Below are 16,961 nucleotides of genomic sequence, written 5' to 3' on the forward strand. Positions count from 1 at the left end.
GCGGCGGCGCGTCGGGGTGCACAGCGTCCGGTCGATGGCGAGACTGGGCCCATGACGATCAAGGCGGCACTTGTGGGCGGACCGGAGGACCTGACAGAGCGGGTCGTGCCCGTGACCGAGCCGGGCGAGGATCTGAAGATCGCGCACCGTGGCGGATACGAACACTTCAGAGCCACCTCGCGGGTGCAGAGCGGCCCGGAAGGACAGCTCCCCGTCTACGAGTGGTGGGAGCGCACGGAGATCGCCGAGTAGCAGCGCGGAGACTCCGGGGCCGGGGTTCGGGCCACCCCTCGGGTCCGACCGGTCATTCCCCTCCCGCAAGATCGCCGACCGTCCGAATATTCGATGCGGTGCTGGTCGATCAGGGCGCAGACTCGCTTCATGGTGGACATGTGGGCGTTCCGGGACGCGGTCGGTCAATGGGCGGCGGGCGGTCCCGGCGGACCGGCGAGTGATCTGGCAGGGCAACTGGGGCTGAGGACGGCCGTGCTCCTGGAAGGGCTGAGCGACCTCGCGGCCGTCGAGGCGCTTGCCGCGCGGCGTGGCCGGGACCTCGCCGCCGAAGGCGTGTCCGTCGTGTCGATGGGCGGGGCGATGAACGTGGGCCGCTACGCCGGCCTTCTCGGTCCGACCGGCCTCGGCCTGCGCCTGACAGGACTGTGCGACGAGCGCGAGCAGCGCTACTACGACCGCGGCCTGGAGCGGGCCGGGGCGTCCCGCGCGGGCATCTTCGTGTGTGCGGCGGACCTGGAGGACGAGCTCATCCGCGCGCTGGGTACGGAGAGGGTCGAGGAGATCATCCGGACCGAGGGCGACCTGCGGCCCTGGCAGACGTTCCTGAACCAGCCGGCGCAGCACGGTCGGCCCCGTCACCAGCAGTTGCGGCGCTTTCTCGGCACGAAGAAGGGTCGCAAGATCCGCTACGGCAGCCTCCTGGTGGAGGCGCTCGACCCGGGTCGGGTACCCGCCCCGCTCGACGACCTCCTCGCGAGCCTGTGATCGCCCGGTCTTCCGCGACTTCTTCGTCTTCGTGTGCGGATCCGTCGCGGTTGTGCGAAGAAACGTGCAGAACGGCTGTTACGAAGGGCCGTCCGCCGGTTGGGGGAGTGCTCCGGACGGTGCGGCGGCACGTGCTCCGGATCCGGTAAGGGCTTGCCACCGATCATCGGACGGGTGGGTGCAGCGGGCAGCGAATGTCAGGGTCACATCTGAGGCAAGCGCGCCTCGGTGAAGTGGATAGTTACGGAAATGTCCGTATCTGGTAACGGGGTCCGGTCGGCATGTCGACGCGTCCGGAAGAGGCCGCAGAGTTCGAGTCCTCGGCCCACACCGGACCGAGACCAGGCAACCGTTCCACCAGCTTGAATGGCTGATGGGGCACTGTTCTTGAGGGGACATCACCCATGTCTGCTTCTTCGACCGCCCGCCGTATCGCGGCGACCGCGCTGGCCGCCGGCGCCATCGTCTCCGCCACTGCTCTGCCGGCCGTCGCCGCTCACGACGACGACCGCCACCGGCAGCAGCCGCGGGTCGAGATCAGCCGCGTGCAGGCCGACAGCCCCGGACGCGAGAACCGGTCCAACCGGTCGCTGAACGCCGAATGGGTCGAGATCACGAACAACAGCCGCCGCGCCGTGAACCTGGACGGCTGGACCCTGCGCGACAACGACGGCAACCGCTACCGCTTCCGCGACGTCCGCCTCGGCGGCCGCGCCACCATCCGCATCCACACCGGCGAGGGCCGCGACACCCGCACCGACCTCTACCAGGACCGTCGCGACTACGTCTGGGACAACCACCGCGACAAGGCCACCCTCCGCGACGACCACGGTCGCACCGTCGACACCAAGTCCTGGGGCAACCACCACCACCGCCGCTGAGGTGGCTGTCCCCCAGCCGGATGACGACGGACGGACCGGTCCGAATCCCTGAACGGCGTGCGCCGGGCGCCTTGTCCCGCTCGGCGCACGCACTCCGCCGCTCGAGACCGGGCGATGCGGCACGGTGACGAGAACGACGAAGCGCCCCTCCCGACAGGCGAGGGGCGCTTTTCGCGTTGCCGCCCGTGCGAGCGGCTCGGGCGCGGCGACCCGTGGAACTCGTGACCTTCTGAGACCTGGGCACAGCCGGCCCGCGCGTACCGGCGTCAGCCACGACCCCCGGTGTTGAGCCGGGACGCCTGGCGCGTCAGATAGTCCCGCTCGGCGAGGTTGGGTGCCTTTCGGGCCGCTTCGGCGTACAACCGTGCCGCCGTCCCAAGGTCGCCGTCGCGCTCATGGAGGTACGCCGCCACCGCGGCGTAGCGAGGCAGCGAGTCGTTCAGCTCCTCGAGCGCGGCGAGCCCGGCGCGAGGCCCGTCGGCCTCCCCGACGGCCACTGCGCGGTTGAGCCGGACGACGGGGCTGTCGGTGAGGCGCGCGAGCTCGTCGTACCACTCCACGATCTGAACCCAGTCGGTCTCCTCGGCGGCCGGCGCGTCGGCGTGAAGCGCCGCGATGGCGGCCTGGGCCTGGAACTCGCCGAGCCGGTCGCGGGCGAGGGCCGCCTGCAGGATTCCGACGCCTTCGGCGATCGAAGCGGTGTCCCACCGACCGCGGTCCTGTTCGGCAAGCGGCACCAGGCTGCCGTCAGGCGCGGTCCGGGTGGCGCGCCGGGCGTGGTGGAGCAGCATGAGGGCGAGCAGTCCCGCCACTTCGGGGTGGTCGATCACTGCCGCGAGCTGCCGGGTGAGCCGGATGGCCTCGGCCGCGAGGTCGACGTCGCCCGAGTAGCCCTCGTTGAAGACCAGGTAGAGGACGCGCAGCACGGTCGCGACGTCACCGGGCTGATCGAACCGCACACCGGAGACGGTCCGCTTGGCGCGGCTGATGCGCTGCGCCATGGTCGCCTCGGGCACCAGGTACGCCTGGGCGATCTGGCGCGTGGTGAGCCCACCGACGGCGCGCAGCGTGAGCGCGACCGCGGACGACGGGGTCAGCGAAGGGTGGGCGCACAGGAAGTAGAGCTGGAGCGTGTCGTCCACCCCGGCCGTGGGTCCGGGTACCGGCTCCTCGGTGACCAGGTCCTCACGCCGGCGGCGGGCGGCGTCCGACCGGGTCGCGTCGAGGAACTTGCGCCAGGCCACGGTGACCAGCCAGGCCTTCGGGTCCCGTGGACGGTCGGCTTGCCAGACGCGGACCGCCTCGACCAGCGCGTCCTGTACGGCGTCCTCGGCCGCCGCGAAGTCGGCTCCGCGGCGGACGAGGATTCCGAGCACGCTCGGGGTGAGGCTCCGGAGCAGGGCCTCGTTCATCGGAGAGGTCACTCCGTGATGGTGGGCGGCGAGGCCAGGAACGGGCGCACCTCGAGCCACTCGTGGATCGGCTTGCCGCCCGCACCCGGAGCCGCGGACAGCTCCCCGGCCAGCTCGAGCGCCCGATCGTAGCTGTCGACGTCGATCACCATCCAACCGGCGATGAGGTCCTTGGTCTCGGCGAACGGGCCGTCGGTGACGGGCGGGCGCCCCTCACCGTCGTACCGGACGAACGTGCCCTCCGGGGAGAGCGCCTGACCGTCGACGAACTCGCCGGTCCCTTCCAGCCGGGCCGCGAAGTCCCGCATGTACTGCACGTGCGCCGAGATCTCCTCCGGCGTCCACTGGTCCATGGGCACGTCGTTGACCGCTGCCGGAGCGCCTCGGTAGTGCTTGAGCAGCAAGTACTTGGCCATCGTGTCTCTCCTCGATGCGGTGCGACCACCATTCTGGTCACGTTCACCTCGGGGACGGAGCCCGACGCGGGTTCTCGACATCCCCGTCCGCGGAAATTCGATTCGAGCGAAGACTCTTCGTGCGTCACCGTACGTACGGTCCTGGGGCGATCAGCCGGAATCACCAGGTGACTCACCAGGCACAGGCCCTAACGTGGGTCCATGCTCACGATGCCGCCACGGGTGGAACTGTGCCCGCTCACCCTCTCCGACCAGGACGAGTTCTGCACGCTCGTGCAGGCCAGCTCCGAACTGCACCGGCCATGGATGCAGCTGCCCGCGACCCCGGAGGAGTTCCAGGTCTGGATGCGTCGCTTCGACGACGGCACCAACCAGGGCCTGCTGGTCCGTGTCCGGGAGACAGGCGCAGCCGCAGGCATGATCAACATCAACTCGATCATCCGGGGGCGCTACCAGGGCGCGTCGCTCGGCTATGCGGCCTTCGCGCCGTCCGCAGGGCACGGATACATGAGCGAAGGGCTCACCGCCACGCTGCGGTACGCCTTCACCGACCTTCGGCTGCACCGGCTGGAGGCCAACATTCAGCCGGCGAACAAGGCGTCCCTGGCCCTGGTCCAGCGGCTGGGCTTCCGCTACGAAGGGATGTCGCCCGCCTACCTCTACATCGACGGGGACTGGCGGGACCACGAACGCTGGGCCATCACCGCACCGACCCCCTGGACGCCCGACCCCTCGCTTCCCGAGGTCTGAGTCGTGGCGCGTCGAGTGCGGGAGGTCGTCCGCATCATCACCGCGTGAGCCGAGGATGGCTAAGCTCGGAGCATGGCTGGTGACGGTGAGTTCAAGCGGGACAGGAACTACATCACGACACGGATCACGGCCGACGGCCGCGACGGCTATCCCGTCGAGCCCGGGCGCTATCGACTGATCATCGCCCGGGCCTGCCCATGGGCGAATCGAGCGGCGATCGTCCGGCGCCTCATGGGCCTCGAGGACGTGGTGTCGATGGGAGTCGCCGGGCCGCTGCACGACGAGCGGAGCTGGTCGTTCCATCTGGACCCGGGAGGCAGGGACCCGGTGCTGGGGATCGAGCGGCTGCAGGAGGCGTTCTTCGCGCGACAGCCCGGCTATCCGCGCGGCATCACGGTGCCCGCGATCGTCGACGTTCCCACAGGACAGGTGGTGACGAACGACTTCGCGCAGATGACGCTCGACCTGGGAAGCGAGTGGTCGCCCCACCAGCGGGAGGGCGCGCCGGACCTCTACCCGGAGAAATGGCGCGACGAGATCGACGACGTGGCCGAACAGGTCTTCCAGGACGTGAACGACGGTGTCTACCAATGCGGCTTCGCAAGCTCGCAGAAGGCGTACGGCGAGGCGTACCGGAAGCTGTGGGGGCGGCTGGACTGGCTGGAGCGGCGATTGGCGAGCCGGCGCTACCTCGTGGGCGACACCATCACCGAGGCCGACGTTCGGCTCTTCCCGACGTTGGTCCGGTTCGACGCCGTCTACCACGGCCACTTCAAGTGCAACCGGCACAAGCTGACCGAGCTGCCGGCCTTGTGGGCCTACGCGCGGGACCTGTTCCAGACGCCCGGTTTCGGCGACACGATCGACTTCGAGCAGATCAAGGCCCACTACTACGTGGTGCACAACACCATCAACCCGACCGGGATCGTTCCCGAGGGCCCGGACCCGAAAGGCTGGCTCACCCCGCACGATCGGGAAGCTCTCGGCGGGCGGCCGTTCGGCGACGGCACACCGCCCGGTCCGCCACCGCAGTCCGAACGCGTGCCCTCGCTCACCTGAGCCGGTCGGCAGCGTCCGCTCGTCGGTCGCTGCCTTCCTCGGGCAGGAGTACGCCGGCGCGCAGGAGCCCCCGGCCGGGTGGACCGGCAGGCTCCTGCGCGTTTCGCGGCGTACGTCAGATCCGCGTCAGCAGCGCCGCCACGGCCTCTGCCGTGGCGGGGTGACGTCCCACCAGGGCCACGCCGGAGGGGCAGGTCGTGGCCGGCTCCCAGGGGCCTTCGCAGCCGAGGAGCGCGGCGACCGCGTCGCAGGTCGCGGGATGGGCGTCGAGCAGGATCGCGCGGTGGCCGGCCCGCTGGTCGGACGTCGGCCGGGTGCGGATCGGCTGTGGCGTCTCCCGCCACGGCGGCACCCAACTGTCCAGCTCCGCGAGTCGAGAAGGGAAGATCCGTCCGGCCTCGCGGATGAGGAGCGGGGCCAGTTCGGCACCGCTGGAGCGCAGGCTGGTGATCAGAGTCGGCAGCCAGGGCAGGAGTACCGGGTCCGGCAGCCGGCCGAAGGCGTTCGACACCGCCTCCACGACGAAGTCGGTGAGACCGGGCGCGGGCTCCAGGGCGTGAAGCAGTCCGCTGAGATAGCGCGGGTACGTCGGCAGGGCCAGCGGGTTGTCGAGGAGGCCGTCGCAGCGCTCCCTGAGTTCGCTCCGGGTCATGGTTCCGAGCTGGGTCTGCGAGGCCCACAGCAGCGCGGTCTTGGACGGGTCCTCCGGATGCGACTGCGCGACCGCGAGTTCGAGCTGGGTGCGGTCGCAGCCGAGCGAGAGCGCCAGGGTCTCCATGCTGAACAGGAAGCCGAGCATCGCCGCCACCTGCCGGACGCCGGCGTCCTCGTCGGCGAACGCGGTCGGCAGCAGCGTGCAGTAGTGCGCGTAGCCCGTCTTCACGAACGATTCGATCCACCTGGGCAGCACCGGCTCGCTCGTCCGGTAGTACGCGAGGAGCCGGCGTACGCGACGGAGCACCTCCGGCGCCCCGTCGACGCTCCGCTCGGCCGCGAGCACCTCCAGGGCTCGCGTGCCCAGTTCGTCGGCGAGACGGCGGCTGCGCAGATGGAGGGTCGCGTCCTCGACGGCCTGGAGAACGGTCGCGGTGGTGGCCTGCGGTCCGTACGCCGCGCGGCGCAGTCGCTGTTCCAGGACCTGCTCGATGCTGACGCCCTCGTAGCCGAGTTCGATGAGGGCGCGTTGGTGGGTGCCGAGGGCGAGGTCCCAGGACTCCTGGATCGGGCGCTCACCGAGGGTCCGCTCACCCATGATCGGGCGAGCGGCGCCATGGGGCATCAGGTACCGCAGCATCCACAGCACATCGGAGCAGCGCTCCAGTTCAGGACGGCCGGCGATGTCCAGCAGCGCGCGCTTCACGCCTCGTGCTTCGAGCTTCAGGCCGAGCGGTGCGAGGCGGTCGTGGACGTCGCGGGCGAGGGGCGGCAGCGCTTCGTAGCCGACCTGCCCGATGCGGTCCCCGCCCATCATGATCTCCACGAGCCAGCGCACGTCCCGCCGCCCGGGCACGGTGTCCTTCTCGATGCACGTGACCGCCGCGTCCTGGAAGTCGTACGGGGTGGGCTTGGCCCGGTCCCGCATCCCGGCGAGCAGGATCGACGTCTCGAAGACCGCGATGGCGTCGGCGGTCGAGGCGAGATAGCCGTTGCGGCGGGCGGCGCGCACGATGTCCACGGACCAGCCGAGCAGTTCGGCCTCGTCCAGCCGGTCCAGGACCGGCGGCCGTCGCAGGAAGCCGGTGAGCATGTCCGCCGGCTCGGTGCTGGTCACGCTCGCCACGGCCGAGGTCTTCCTCGGCCGCGCCTTCTTCGCGCCCGCCTGTCCCGCGAGCCGGAAGGGCTCGACGCGGGTCCGCTTGAGGTTCTTCGCCCACACCGTCGCCGCGATCGACACCGAGCCCGCGGCGAGCCCGAACTGCGCCTCGATCGCCGCGTGACTCGAGGGGATCAAGCCGTACTGCCAGGTGGTGCCGGTGCGGGGACTGATCTCGAAGGTGTCGCCGCCGTCCACGCCGAACTCCGCGACGCGACTGGCGGCGTGGAAGGCGCCGCAGACGTACAGGCAGTCCTCCGGGTCCGTGCCGGTCGCGGCCAGGTGCTCGCGCATCCGCGTCCACATGTACCGCTCGCGGTCCTCGTCGACCCGTACGCGCTCCGCGTCCCCGGGGGCAAGGCGCCTGAAGAGGCTTCCGATCAGGAACATGGCCTGGCGGTACGTGTCGTGGTCGCTGTCACCCAGCGGCAGCTCGACGTACTGGTGCCACCACTCCGACCAGTGCCGCACCCGGCCGTGCCGCAGCAGGTGCTCCTCCAGTTCGGCGAACCGCGGCCGCAGGTCGCCGATCTCCACGCCGACCGCGTCGCCGTGCAGTGCGGCCTCCTCCTCGGGCGCCGGCGCGTCCGCTCCGGCCGTCTCCGTGCGGCCTCGGCGCGTGTCCCACTGGAAGACGTGGTCCGAGGAGCGGTCCACGAGGACGAGCTCCACTCCCGGGGTGTCCAGCGCGTACGCGATCGCCTGGTACTCGGCCGACGCCTCGGTGATCGGGGCGACCACCGAGAGCGGCGCCCACTCCTCCGGAAAGCCGTCGAGCCGGGACGCGAACGCCTGGACCGCGACCGGGAGCCTGCAGTTGCGCACTTCGGTGAGCAGGGGCGTCATGTCCTCGCACAGCTCCAGGTACACGACCTTCGGCTGCTTCTCGCGCAGCCGGCGTGCCATCGCGAGGGCGGAGGCGGGGGAGTGGTGGCAGACCGGGAAGATCTCCAGCGGCTCGCGCGCGGCTCGGTCGACGTCGTCGACGAGGCCGAGGAGGATGCCCTCCAGGGCGGCCGGGCCGTCGGCGAAGGCGGCTGCGGCCTCCTGGAGTTGGACGCGGAGAGCCTCGAAGGTCCCCTCCTGGTGGCCGCTCACGACAGGTTCGCGATCGCGTCGCGGCCGCCGTCGAGGAACTCCGGCCACAAGCCGCCCTCCTCCTTGCCGCGGGGCTCGACGACGCCGTGCAGGTACTTGTTGAGAATCGCCAGGTCCTCGGGCTCGCGGCGGGCCAGGGAGCCGACCAGGGAGGAGGCGAGTGTGCGGGCGGTGAGAGCGCGCTCGCCGAAGAAGTTGGAGTGCAGGATGGCGTCCTCCAGGACGCCGATCTGCTCGGCGGTGGACAGCGCGGACTCCAGCTTCTCGTCGTCGCTGGTGGCCGCGGTCGCAGAGGCGCGCAGGTCGGCGAAGCTCTGCAGCAGGACGTCCAGCAGGTTCGGCGGGACGTCCAGTTCGATCTGGTGGCGGCGCAGGAGCTCCTCGGTGCGGAAGCGGACGATCTCCGTCTCGCTCTGCTTGTTGGTCACGACCGGGATGCGCACGAAGTTGAAGCGGCGCTTCAGCGCGGAGGAGAGGTCGTTGACGCCCCGGTCGCGGCTGTTGGCGGTCGCGATGATCGAGAAACCGGGCTTGGCGAAGACGATGTTCTCGCCGCCGGCGCTGTCCAGTTCGGGGACCGAGATGTACTTCTCGGAGAGGATCGAGATGAGCGCGTCCTGCACGTCGCTGGTGGAGCGGGTGAGCTCCTCGAAGCGGCCGATGGTACCGGTCTCCATCGCGGTCATGATCGGCGAGGGGATCATCGACTCACGGGACTGACCCTTGGCGATGACCATGGACACGTTCCAGGAGTACTTGATGTGGTCCTCGGTGGTGCCGGCCGTGCCCTGCACCACCTGAGTGGAGTTGCGGCTGATCGCGGCGGACAGGAGCTCGGCGAGCCAGCTCTTGCCGGTTCCGGGGTCGCCGATGAGCAGCAGACCGCGGTCGGAGGCGAGGGTGACGATGGAGCGCTCGACGAAGCTCCGGTCGCCGAACCACTTCTGCGCGATCTCGCGGTCGAGGCCGTCGGCGCGCTCGGAGCCGAGGATGAACAACCGGACCATCTTCGGGGACAGACGCCAGGAGAACGGCTTGGGGTTGTCGTCGATCGACTCCAGCCAGTCCAGTTCCTCGGCGTACTTGATCTCGGCAGGGGCGCGCAGCAGGTCGGACATGTTCGGTGCCTTTCGTGCGGGTCTGAGGCGGCGCGGGGCCGCGGGTCTCTGGGCGCGCCGCCGGCGTGGGGCGGCGCGAGGGGGAACGCTCAGGTGAGGAAGGACTTCAGCTCGTGGACGAGCTTGCGGATGTGACCGGAGAGCACGGGCGTGCCCTGGTCCTTGAACCGCTCCCGGAACCACGGGTTGACGCTGCCTCGCCCGGCGCTGGTCACCGAACCGACCGGGATGAACTTGGCCCCGGAGCGATGCACGGCAGCCATGGAGGCGAAGAGTTCCTCACCGCGCCATTCGTAGAAGTCGGAGATCCACACCACGACGGTGTTTCGGGGCTCGGCGATCTTCGGCTGGGCGAGCGCCATGGCCACGGTGCCGTCCGTGCCGCCGCCGAGCTGGGTTCGCAGGAGGGTCTCGAAGGGGTCGTGCACCCAGGGAGTGAGATCGAGGGCCTGCGTGTCGTAGGCGATGAGGTGGACGTCCACCTTCGGCAGCCCGGCGAAGATCGAGGCGAGGATGGTGCAGTTCACCATCGAGTCGACCATCGAGCCCGACTGGTCGACGACCACGATCAGCCGCTGAGGCGTCGTCTTGCGAGCCGTGTGCCGGTAGTAGAGGCGGTCGACGTACAACTGCTCCTCTTCCGGACTCCAGTTGGTCAGGTTCTTCCAGATCGTCCTGTTCACGTCCAGGTTCCGGAAGACGCGCTTGGGCGGGATCGAGCGGTCCAGCTCCCCGATGGATGCCTTCTCCACCTGCGTACGCAGCACCTCGGCGACCTCGTCCACGAACCGTCGGATCAGTGCCTTGGCGTTCGCGAGCGCCACCCCGGAGAGGTTGTTCTTGTCCCGCAACAGCTGCTCGATCAGCGACATGCTGGGCGTGAGCCGGGACGCGAGCTTCGGGTCGGCCAGCACCTCCCGCAGGTGCATCCGCTTGACGAGGTCCGCCTCGATGGCGCCGAGCTCCGGCCCGATCTGCGGAATCAGCCGGCTCAGGTCGGGCGTACCGCCGCGCCCGCCGGTGCCATGCGGGCTGACGCCCGGCCCGCCGGCCCCCGCGCGACCCCCGCGCAGATCACCGGGTCGGCATCCGAGGGCACGCTCCAGCCATCCCGCGTCCGACTGCCAGCCGGCGAGCTGTCCAGCGCTGACGGATCCGGAGGGGGACGCGAACACGTTGAGCAGGACCTTCGACAGCAGTGCCGCGCGGCGTACCTCTGCGGCCCGGTCGCGCGGTCCTTCGCCGTCTTCGGGCACCATCAGACCGTCGAACTCGTCCGCCAGTTCGGGGTGGCGCTGCACGACGGAGTCGACGGAGGCCTGGGGGTCCAGCAGGCCCGGTGGCAGACCGATGTCCTCGACGACGGCGAGGCTCGCGGATTCCAGACCGGGCTGCTCCTCGGCGTCGAACAGCCGCGCCAGCAACCGCCAGTACAGCACCTGGCGACGGTTCTCGTCCGAGTCGGCCAAGGGGGCCTCGGGAGTGGGGTCGGTCATGCGCGCAACAGCCTTCCCGCTCGCTCCCGCAGAACGGCCACGGCGTCGGTGGCGGCCTTCTCGCCCTTGACGCCCGCCTTGTCGGTCGTTCCTCCGGCCCAGGACCCGGCGTGGATCGCAAGGCTCTTCTTCCGCACGGTCGTCTCGACCGCGAGTGGCTGGACGCGGAAGGCTCCGGCGTCCCAGCGCAGGAGGCCGATGCATGCCGCGGACGCGGCGACGTTCTCCGGAGTGAGAGGACCCGCGGCCGGGATCCGGTCGGTGTCGACGGCGAGCGGATGGCCGGCGACCGTGAACGTCAGACCGTGATCCTCGTGGGAGACGGCGTAACCCTCGAGGAACACCGGGGTGGCGATCCGGGCGGGGTGGCGGTCCAGCGGGGCGGGGGCGGCGCCGGCCGCCGTCGGCAGCACGACGCGGGCGGTGACGAAGGGGTCGGCCGGGCCGCCCGTGCGGGCGAGGGCGTCATCCCAGATCAGGTCTCCCTCGGCCGTGACGGGCATCCCGTCCAGATCCATCGTCCCGCCCTCGCCGACGGCGGCCAGGAGCGACATGTGCGGTCGGAGCAGTTGCCACAGGCCCGCACCGACGACGGTGTCCGGCTTGGGTGCGGAGACCGAGGCGCGCACCAGTCGGGCGGTGCCTCCGTCGGCCGGCTCCAGCACGGCATGCACCTGTGCCTGCACGGCCGTCGCGTGCTCGTGCAGATCGACGCCGAGCGGGAGAAGACGACCGGTCACGGTGTCCGTGGTCGCCACATCGGCTGCTCCGGGCAGTGTCAGGAGCAGAGCGCGCGACCACAGGTCGGCCCAGCGGCGTACCGGGACCCGCTCGAGCGCCGCACCAGGACAGCAGGCCGCGAGTTCGGTGGCGAGACCGTCGAGCAGGACGGCCAGTCGGCGCAGTGACGGGTCCGGCAGCATCGCAGAGACCACGGGGGCGGCGCCGGACACGATCTCGTGGTCCAGCCCCCGCCAGCCTGTGCGCGCGAGGTCGCAGAGCCATGACCGGGCGGCGGCCAGCACGTTGACCGGATCACCGCCGCCGGCCGGTCGGGGGACGTCCTCGGCGGGCGTCCGGCCCGTTGCCGCGTGCACCCGCTCGGTGAGCGCGTCGTGGACGGAGCCCAGGAGGGCGGTCCGGGCGGCGGCGAGGGCGACGAAATGCTCTTCACCGGCGGCGCCCGCCGCGGTCTTCTCGGCGGCCTCGCCGACTCGGGTGGCCAGCGGCGTGCCCGCGACGGCGTCGGCGAACGCGAACAGGTCACCGGCCTGAGCGGCCCGGGGGCGCAGGAGGCCGTCGGTCAGAAGGGCGTCGAACCCGTCGACGGCGGCGAGTGCCTCTTCGAGGCCGGGAACCGGCTCGGTGAGCGGGTCGGCGTGCATCAAGCCACCTCTCGGGTCGGCGGGAACCACTGCATCTCCGGCAACGGCACGGTCGACGCCTGGAGTTCGAGGTAGGACAGATGCCGCAGGAAGCGGCTGAACACCGGTGCCGCGGCCGCCGTTCCGCCGGCTGCGGGGGAAGGGCGGGTGGTGGACATGGCGCTGGTCACGCCTGCCGCGTCGAGCTGCTCGTCGGCGGGATCGACCTTCAGATACCGGGCGACACGCTCGGCTCCGTACTGCAGCACCGCCTCGCCGACGAGGGCGCGGATGTGGTTGCAGAAGGAGCCCCGTGCGCCGCCGCAGGGCCGGTTGTTGTTGGTGCTGCACGAGTAGGCGTAGTCGCCGACGGCGACCGATGAGACGTAGACCCGGGCGATGTCCGATCCGCTGGACACCACACCCTGCAGGCGCCCGTCGGCCAGTTCGACGAACGGAACCTTGGCCAGCTTCCGTGGGCGAGCGGGCTGCAGCACCCGCGTCAGACTCGAAGTCTCCCAGTGGGACAACGCAGATCTCCTCAGGGCATGGGAGGGGTAAGGGAAGGCCCACGCCTGAACGGCGGGACGAGTAAGAACCTAGTAGCGACCACTGACATCGCACCGGGCGCGGGATGTCGGGGTGACACGACCGACCGGCCCGGTTGCGGGGGAGCCGAGCTTCCGGGCGCTGGGGACGCCCGGTCCGGTGGCCCGTCGGTCCGGCGGCGGCAGGGCCCGCCGCTCCCCTCTCCCTGGATCGCCGCAACCGCGGCACCGGGGTCCCTGAGCGGGAGGAGTCCACGGAGGTTGCACAGGTCCATACCAAAACCCTTGACGGGTCTCTTAGTTCACTCCTTAAATCATGGGTGCAACAAAGCGGTCCGGCGTCCCGCGCCGTCGGGACGGCCCCGCCCGTTGCCGCTGAATGTCATGGGCATGACCTTCGGCGCGTCCCCCACACCCGACGGAAGAGAGAGTCATGCACTCCTCCCGCTCACCACGGCGCCTGCTGTCCTCCGCCGCGGCGGCCCTCGCCCTCACGGCGCTCGGCCTCGGAATCGCCGGTCCCGCGCCGGGCGCCTCCGCGTCCCTCGACCAGCGCGCCGCGCTCCGGCCCGCCGCCGCGGCGGCCGCCGCTACCTTCTCCGACGACTTCGACGGGCCCGCGGGCTCCGCCGTGGACGGATCCCGGTGGCAGGTCGAGACCGGCGACAACGTCAACAACCACGAGCGGCAGTACTACACGGCCGGCAACCGCAACGCCGCTCTCGACGGCCAGGGCCACCTGGTGATCACCGCGCGCAAGGAGAACCCAGGCAACTACCAGTGCTGGTACGGCCGGTGCGAGTACACCTCGGCCCGGCTGAACACCGCGGGCAAGTACACCGCGCAGTACGGCCACGTGGAAGCCAGGATGAAGGTCCCGCGCGGACAGGGCATGTGGCCCGCGTTCTGGATGCTCGGGAACGACCTCGGCCAGGTCGGCTGGCCCGACTCGGGCGAGATCGACATCATGGAGAACGTCGGCTTCGAGCCGTCCACCGTTCACGGCACCCTGCACGGCCCCGGATACTCCGGCGCGGGCGGGATCGGCGCCGCGTACACGCTGCCCGGCGGGCAGGCCTTCGCCGACGCGTTCCACACCTTCGCGGTCGACTGGTCGCCCGGCAGGATCACCTGGTCGGTCGACGGCACCGTCTACCAGACCCGTACCCCGGCCGACCTCGGGGGACGGAACTGGGTGTTCGACAAGCCGTTCTTCCTCATACTCAACCTGGCGGTCGGCGGCTACTGGCCGGGCGACCCCGACGGCTCCACCGTCTTCCCCCAGCAGCTCGTCGTCGACCACGTCCGCGTCACCACGGCCGACAGCCCCACCACCGGCGGCCCCATCACCGGGATCGGGGGCACGTGCGTCGACGTGGCCGCCGCCGGCACGGCCGACGGCACGGCGGTCCAGCTCTACGACTGCAACGGGACCGCCGCCCAACGGTGGACCGTCGGAACGGACGGAACGATCCGGGCCCTCGGCAAGTGCCTCGACGTCGCCTCCGGCGGCACCGCTGACGGCACCGTGGTCCAGCTGTGGGAGTGCAACGGAACAGCTGCCCAGCGCTGGGACGCCAACGCCGCTCGGGACATCGTGAACCCACAGGCCGGCAAGTGCCTGGACGCGACCGGCAACAGCTCCGCCAACGGCACGCGGCTGCAGATCTGGACCTGCTCCGGCGGCGCCAACCAGAAGTGGACGGTGACCCGATGACCGGCTACTCCCGGAGCCTGCGCGCCCCACGTCACCGCACCCCCCGCCCGCTGACCGCGCTGCTCGGCGCCGCGACCGTCGTCTGCGCGACCCTGGCCGTCCATCCCGCGGCGACGGCGTCCCGACCCGCCACGACGGCCGCCGGCCCCGCAGCGGCCGCGGCTCCGCTCGCCGCGCCCCCGACCGGCTGGGTCACCGTCGTCAACAGCGGCAGCGGCAAGTGTCTCGACGCGCGGGCGGCCGCGACGGTGAACGGCACCGCCGTGCAGCAGTACGCCTGCAACGGCACGACCGCGCAGCAGTGGACCATCACGCCGACCGCCGACGGCCATGTGCGGATCGGCAACCGCAATGACACGGCCCAGGTCGTCGACGTCAGCGACGTGTCAAGCGCCGACAACGCCGCCGTCCACCTCTGGACGTACGGGGGAGGGAACAACCAGCAGTGGCAGGCCGTGGACGAGGGCGGGGGAGCGTACCGCTTCGTCAACCGGCACAGTGGCAAGTGCCTGGACGTGCCCGCCGCGTCGACCGCCGACAGCGTCCAGCTGGTGCAGTACACCTGCAACGGCACGGCCGCCCAGCGCTTCCAGGTGACCCCCGTGAGCACGTCGCCCGGCGATGTCGATCTCGGCCCGAACGTGGCCGTGTTCGACCCTTCCATGCCCTCGGCCACCATCCAGGGCCGGCTGGACACCATCTTCAGGCAGCAGGAGACGAACCAGTTCGGCCCGCAGCGCCACGCGGTGCTGTTCAAGCCCGGCACGTACAACAACGATGTCAACGTCGGCTTCTACACCCAGGTCCTCGGTCTCGGACAGTCCCCGGACTCGGTGACGATCAACGGGGCCGTCCATGTGGAGGCCGACTGGTTCCCGCCGCAGAACGCCACGCAGAACTTCTGGCGGGGCGCCGAGAACCTCTCGGTGAACCCGACGGGCGGCACGGACCGTTGGGCCGTCTCGCAGGCGTCCTCGTACCGCCGGATGCATGTGCGCGGCAACCTGGAACTCAGCGACGGCGGATGGTCGAGCGGCGGCTTCATGGCCGACACGAAGATCGACGGCCAGGTGCGCTCCGGCACGCAGCAGCAGTGGCTGACCCGCAACTCTCAGCTCGGCAGCTGGACCGGCTCCAACTGGAACATGGTCTTCGTCGGCAGCCAGGGAGTCCCGGGCACGAGCTTCCCCAACCCGCCCCACACGACCGTCGACCGCACGCCGACCGTCCGGGAGAAGCCCTTCCTGTACGTGGACGGCAACGGCGCCTACCGCGTCTTCGTACCCGGGGTGCGGGCCGACTCGACGGCCACGACCTGGGCCGCGGGCGGCGCCCCGGGGACCTCGCTCCCGATCGACCGGTTCCATGTCGTGAAGCCGGGGGCGACCGCGGCTCAGATCAACGCCGCGCTGGCCGAGGGGAAGAACCTGCTCGTCACCCCCGGCGTCTACCGACTCGACCAGACCCTGAAGGTGACCCGGCCCGACACCGTCGTGCTCGGTCTCGGACTGGCGACGTTCATCCCGGAGGGCGGCGTCACCGCCATGACCGTGGCCGACGTGGACGGCGTGAAGATCGCGGGCGTCCTCTTCGACGCCGGGACGGTCAACTCCCGGACGCTGGTGGAGATCGGGCCGCCGGGATCCGCCGCGTCCCACGCGGCCAACCCGACCTCGCTCCACGACGTCTACTTCCGCGTCGGCGGCGCCGCGGTGGGCAAGGCCACCACGAGCCTCGTCGTCAACAGCGACCACGTCATCGGCGACCACATGTGGATCTGGCGCGGTGACCACGGAACGGGCATCGGCTGGAACACCAACACGGCGGACACGGGCCTGATCGTCAACGGCGACGACGTGACCATGTACGGCCTGTTCGTCGAGCACTACCAGAAGCACCAGACCATCTGGAACGGCAACGGCGGCCGGACGTACTTCTACCAGAACGAGATGCCGTACGACCCGCCCAACCAGGCCGCCTGGATGAACGGTTCGACCCAGGGCTATGCCGCCTACAAGGTCGCGGACTCGGTGACGAGTCATGAGGCGTACGGGCTCGGGAGCTACTGCTTCTTCAACGTCAACCCCGGCGTGGCCGCGGAGCGGGCGTTCGAGGCGCCGCAGCACCCCGGTGTCCGCTTCCGCAGCATGGTCACGGTCTCCCTCGGTGGCACCGGGACCATCCGGCATGTCATCAACGACCGCGGCGGACCGTCGAATTCCTCGACCAATGTCGCCAACCTGGTGAGTTACCCCTGAGGCGCGCCGGGGCGCCTCGCGGCGCCCCGGCC

14 protein-coding genes are annotated in these 16,961 nt (G+C 70.7%); 7 read left to right on the forward strand and 7 right to left on the reverse strand.

The features are described from left to right. Window positions 1-51: 51 nt before the first annotated feature. The 3 genes from ACFQ7Q_RS29740 to ACFQ7Q_RS29750 all read left to right on the forward strand — a co-directional run bounded on the left by ACFQ7Q_RS29740 (window position 52) and on the right by ACFQ7Q_RS29750 (window position 1,880). Entirely contained in the window at window positions 52-252 is a 201-nt protein-coding gene (locus ACFQ7Q_RS29740; RefSeq protein ID WP_383560343.1) for a DUF5988 family protein, read from the forward strand. A gap of 129 nt (window positions 253-381) precedes the next feature. Continuing rightward, entirely contained in the window at window positions 382-999 is a 618-nt protein-coding gene (locus tag ACFQ7Q_RS29745) for a TOPRIM nucleotidyl transferase/hydrolase domain-containing protein (RefSeq protein ID WP_383560344.1), read from the forward strand. Between the two features lie 404 nt (window positions 1,000-1,403). Beyond that, window positions 1,404-1,880: a lamin tail domain-containing protein gene (locus ACFQ7Q_RS29750; RefSeq protein ID WP_383560345.1), complete on the forward strand. Its 477-nt coding sequence runs from the start codon at window positions 1,404-1,406 to the stop codon at window positions 1,878-1,880. A gap of 266 nt (window positions 1,881-2,146) precedes the next feature. On the opposite strand, the gene ACFQ7Q_RS29755 is transcribed toward ACFQ7Q_RS29750, so the two are convergent. Both ACFQ7Q_RS29755 and ACFQ7Q_RS29760 read right to left on the reverse strand, forming a co-directional pair. Next, window positions 2,147-3,292 carry an RNA polymerase sigma factor gene (locus ACFQ7Q_RS29755; protein WP_383560363.1) on the reverse strand — a complete coding sequence of 382 codons (1,146 nt, stop codon included), beginning with the start codon at window positions 3,290-3,292 and terminating at the stop codon, window positions 2,147-2,149. 8 nt (window positions 3,293-3,300) lie between these two features. Beyond that, a complete protein-coding gene (locus tag ACFQ7Q_RS29760; RefSeq protein ID WP_383560346.1) occupies window positions 3,301-3,708 on the reverse strand; it encodes a YciI family protein in 408 nt (135 codons plus the stop codon). Window positions 3,709-3,909: 201 nt separating this feature from the next. Between ACFQ7Q_RS29760 and ACFQ7Q_RS29765 the strand changes: the two genes are divergently transcribed. After that, entirely contained in the window at window positions 3,910-4,458 is a 549-nt protein-coding gene (locus ACFQ7Q_RS29765; protein WP_383560348.1) for a GNAT family N-acetyltransferase, read from the forward strand. Window positions 4,459-4,530: 72 nt separating this feature from the next. Beyond that, window positions 4,531-5,517 (forward strand): glutathione S-transferase family protein, encoded by a 987-nt coding sequence (locus ACFQ7Q_RS29770; RefSeq protein WP_383560350.1) that lies wholly within the window; start codon window positions 4,531-4,533, stop codon window positions 5,515-5,517. A gap of 115 nt (window positions 5,518-5,632) precedes the next feature. Here the strand turns inward: ACFQ7Q_RS29770 and ACFQ7Q_RS29775 are convergent, their stop codons facing one another. The 5 genes from ACFQ7Q_RS29775 to ACFQ7Q_RS29795 form a co-directional block, all read right to left on the reverse strand. Next, on the reverse strand, window positions 5,633-8,428 hold the full coding sequence (locus ACFQ7Q_RS29775; protein WP_383560352.1) for a hypothetical protein: 2,796 nt from the start codon (window positions 8,426-8,428) through the stop codon (window positions 5,633-5,635). Next, entirely contained in the window at window positions 8,425-9,546 is a 1,122-nt protein-coding gene (locus tag ACFQ7Q_RS29780; protein ID WP_383560354.1) for an AAA family ATPase, read from the reverse strand. Before ACFQ7Q_RS29780 ends, ACFQ7Q_RS29775 begins: the two co-directional genes overlap by 4 nt. A gap of 89 nt (window positions 9,547-9,635) precedes the next feature. Further along, entirely contained in the window at window positions 9,636-11,042 is a 1,407-nt protein-coding gene (locus ACFQ7Q_RS29785) for a VWA domain-containing protein (RefSeq protein WP_383560355.1), read from the reverse strand. After that, window positions 11,039-12,427 (reverse strand): hypothetical protein, encoded by a 1,389-nt coding sequence (locus ACFQ7Q_RS29790; protein ID WP_383560356.1) that lies wholly within the window; start codon window positions 12,425-12,427, stop codon window positions 11,039-11,041. The genes ACFQ7Q_RS29785 and ACFQ7Q_RS29790 overlap by 4 nt, the downstream gene beginning before the upstream one ends. Then, entirely contained in the window at window positions 12,427-12,903 is a 477-nt protein-coding gene (locus ACFQ7Q_RS29795; RefSeq protein WP_383560357.1) for a hypothetical protein, read from the reverse strand. The genes ACFQ7Q_RS29790 and ACFQ7Q_RS29795 overlap by 1 nt, the downstream gene beginning before the upstream one ends. A gap of 484 nt (window positions 12,904-13,387) precedes the next feature. On the opposite strand from ACFQ7Q_RS29795, the gene ACFQ7Q_RS29800 reads away from it, so the two are divergent. Both ACFQ7Q_RS29800 and ACFQ7Q_RS29805 read left to right on the forward strand, forming a co-directional pair. Beyond that, window positions 13,388-14,671 (forward strand): ricin-type beta-trefoil lectin domain protein, encoded by a 1,284-nt coding sequence (locus ACFQ7Q_RS29800; RefSeq protein WP_383560358.1) that lies wholly within the window; start codon window positions 13,388-13,390, stop codon window positions 14,669-14,671. Further along, entirely contained in the window at window positions 14,668-16,929 is a 2,262-nt protein-coding gene (locus tag ACFQ7Q_RS29805) for an RICIN domain-containing protein (protein ID WP_383560360.1), read from the forward strand. Before ACFQ7Q_RS29800 ends, ACFQ7Q_RS29805 begins: the two co-directional genes overlap by 4 nt. The last annotated feature ends 32 nt before the right edge of the window (window positions 16,930-16,961 follow it).

Source organism: Streptomyces sp. NPDC056527, from assembly GCF_042794475.1.
GTDB lineage: Bacteria > Actinomycetota > Actinomycetes > Streptomycetales > Streptomycetaceae > Streptomyces.

Coding starts and splice junctions, on each gene's coding strand:
- ACFQ7Q_RS29750 (WP_383560345.1), top strand. CDS start 1,404: ATGTCTGCTTCTTCGACCGCCCGCCGTATCGCGGCGACCGCGCTGGCC.
- ACFQ7Q_RS29760 (WP_383560346.1), bottom strand. CDS start 3,708: ATGGCCAAGTACTTGCTGCTCAAGCACTACCGAGGCGCTCCGGCAGCG.
- ACFQ7Q_RS29770 (WP_383560350.1), top strand. CDS start 4,531: ATGGCTGGTGACGGTGAGTTCAAGCGGGACAGGAACTACATCACGACA.
- ACFQ7Q_RS29785 (WP_383560355.1), bottom strand. CDS start 11,042: ATGACCGACCCCACTCCCGAGGCCCCCTTGGCCGACTCGGACGAGAAC.
- ACFQ7Q_RS29790 (WP_383560356.1), bottom strand. CDS start 12,427: ATGCACGCCGACCCGCTCACCGAGCCGGTTCCCGGCCTCGAAGAGGCA.
- ACFQ7Q_RS29780 (WP_383560354.1), bottom strand. CDS start 9,546: ATGTCCGACCTGCTGCGCGCCCCTGCCGAGATCAAGTACGCCGAGGAA.
- ACFQ7Q_RS29755 (WP_383560363.1), bottom strand. CDS start 3,292: ATGAACGAGGCCCTGCTCCGGAGCCTCACCCCGAGCGTGCTCGGAATC.
- ACFQ7Q_RS29800 (WP_383560358.1), top strand. CDS start 13,388: ATGCACTCCTCCCGCTCACCACGGCGCCTGCTGTCCTCCGCCGCGGCG.
- ACFQ7Q_RS29765 (WP_383560348.1), top strand. CDS start 3,910: ATGCTCACGATGCCGCCACGGGTGGAACTGTGCCCGCTCACCCTCTCC.
- ACFQ7Q_RS29805 (WP_383560360.1), top strand. CDS start 14,668: ATGACCGGCTACTCCCGGAGCCTGCGCGCCCCACGTCACCGCACCCCC.
- ACFQ7Q_RS29745 (WP_383560344.1), top strand. CDS start 382: ATGGTGGACATGTGGGCGTTCCGGGACGCGGTCGGTCAATGGGCGGCG.
- ACFQ7Q_RS29740 (WP_383560343.1), top strand. CDS start 52: ATGACGATCAAGGCGGCACTTGTGGGCGGACCGGAGGACCTGACAGAG.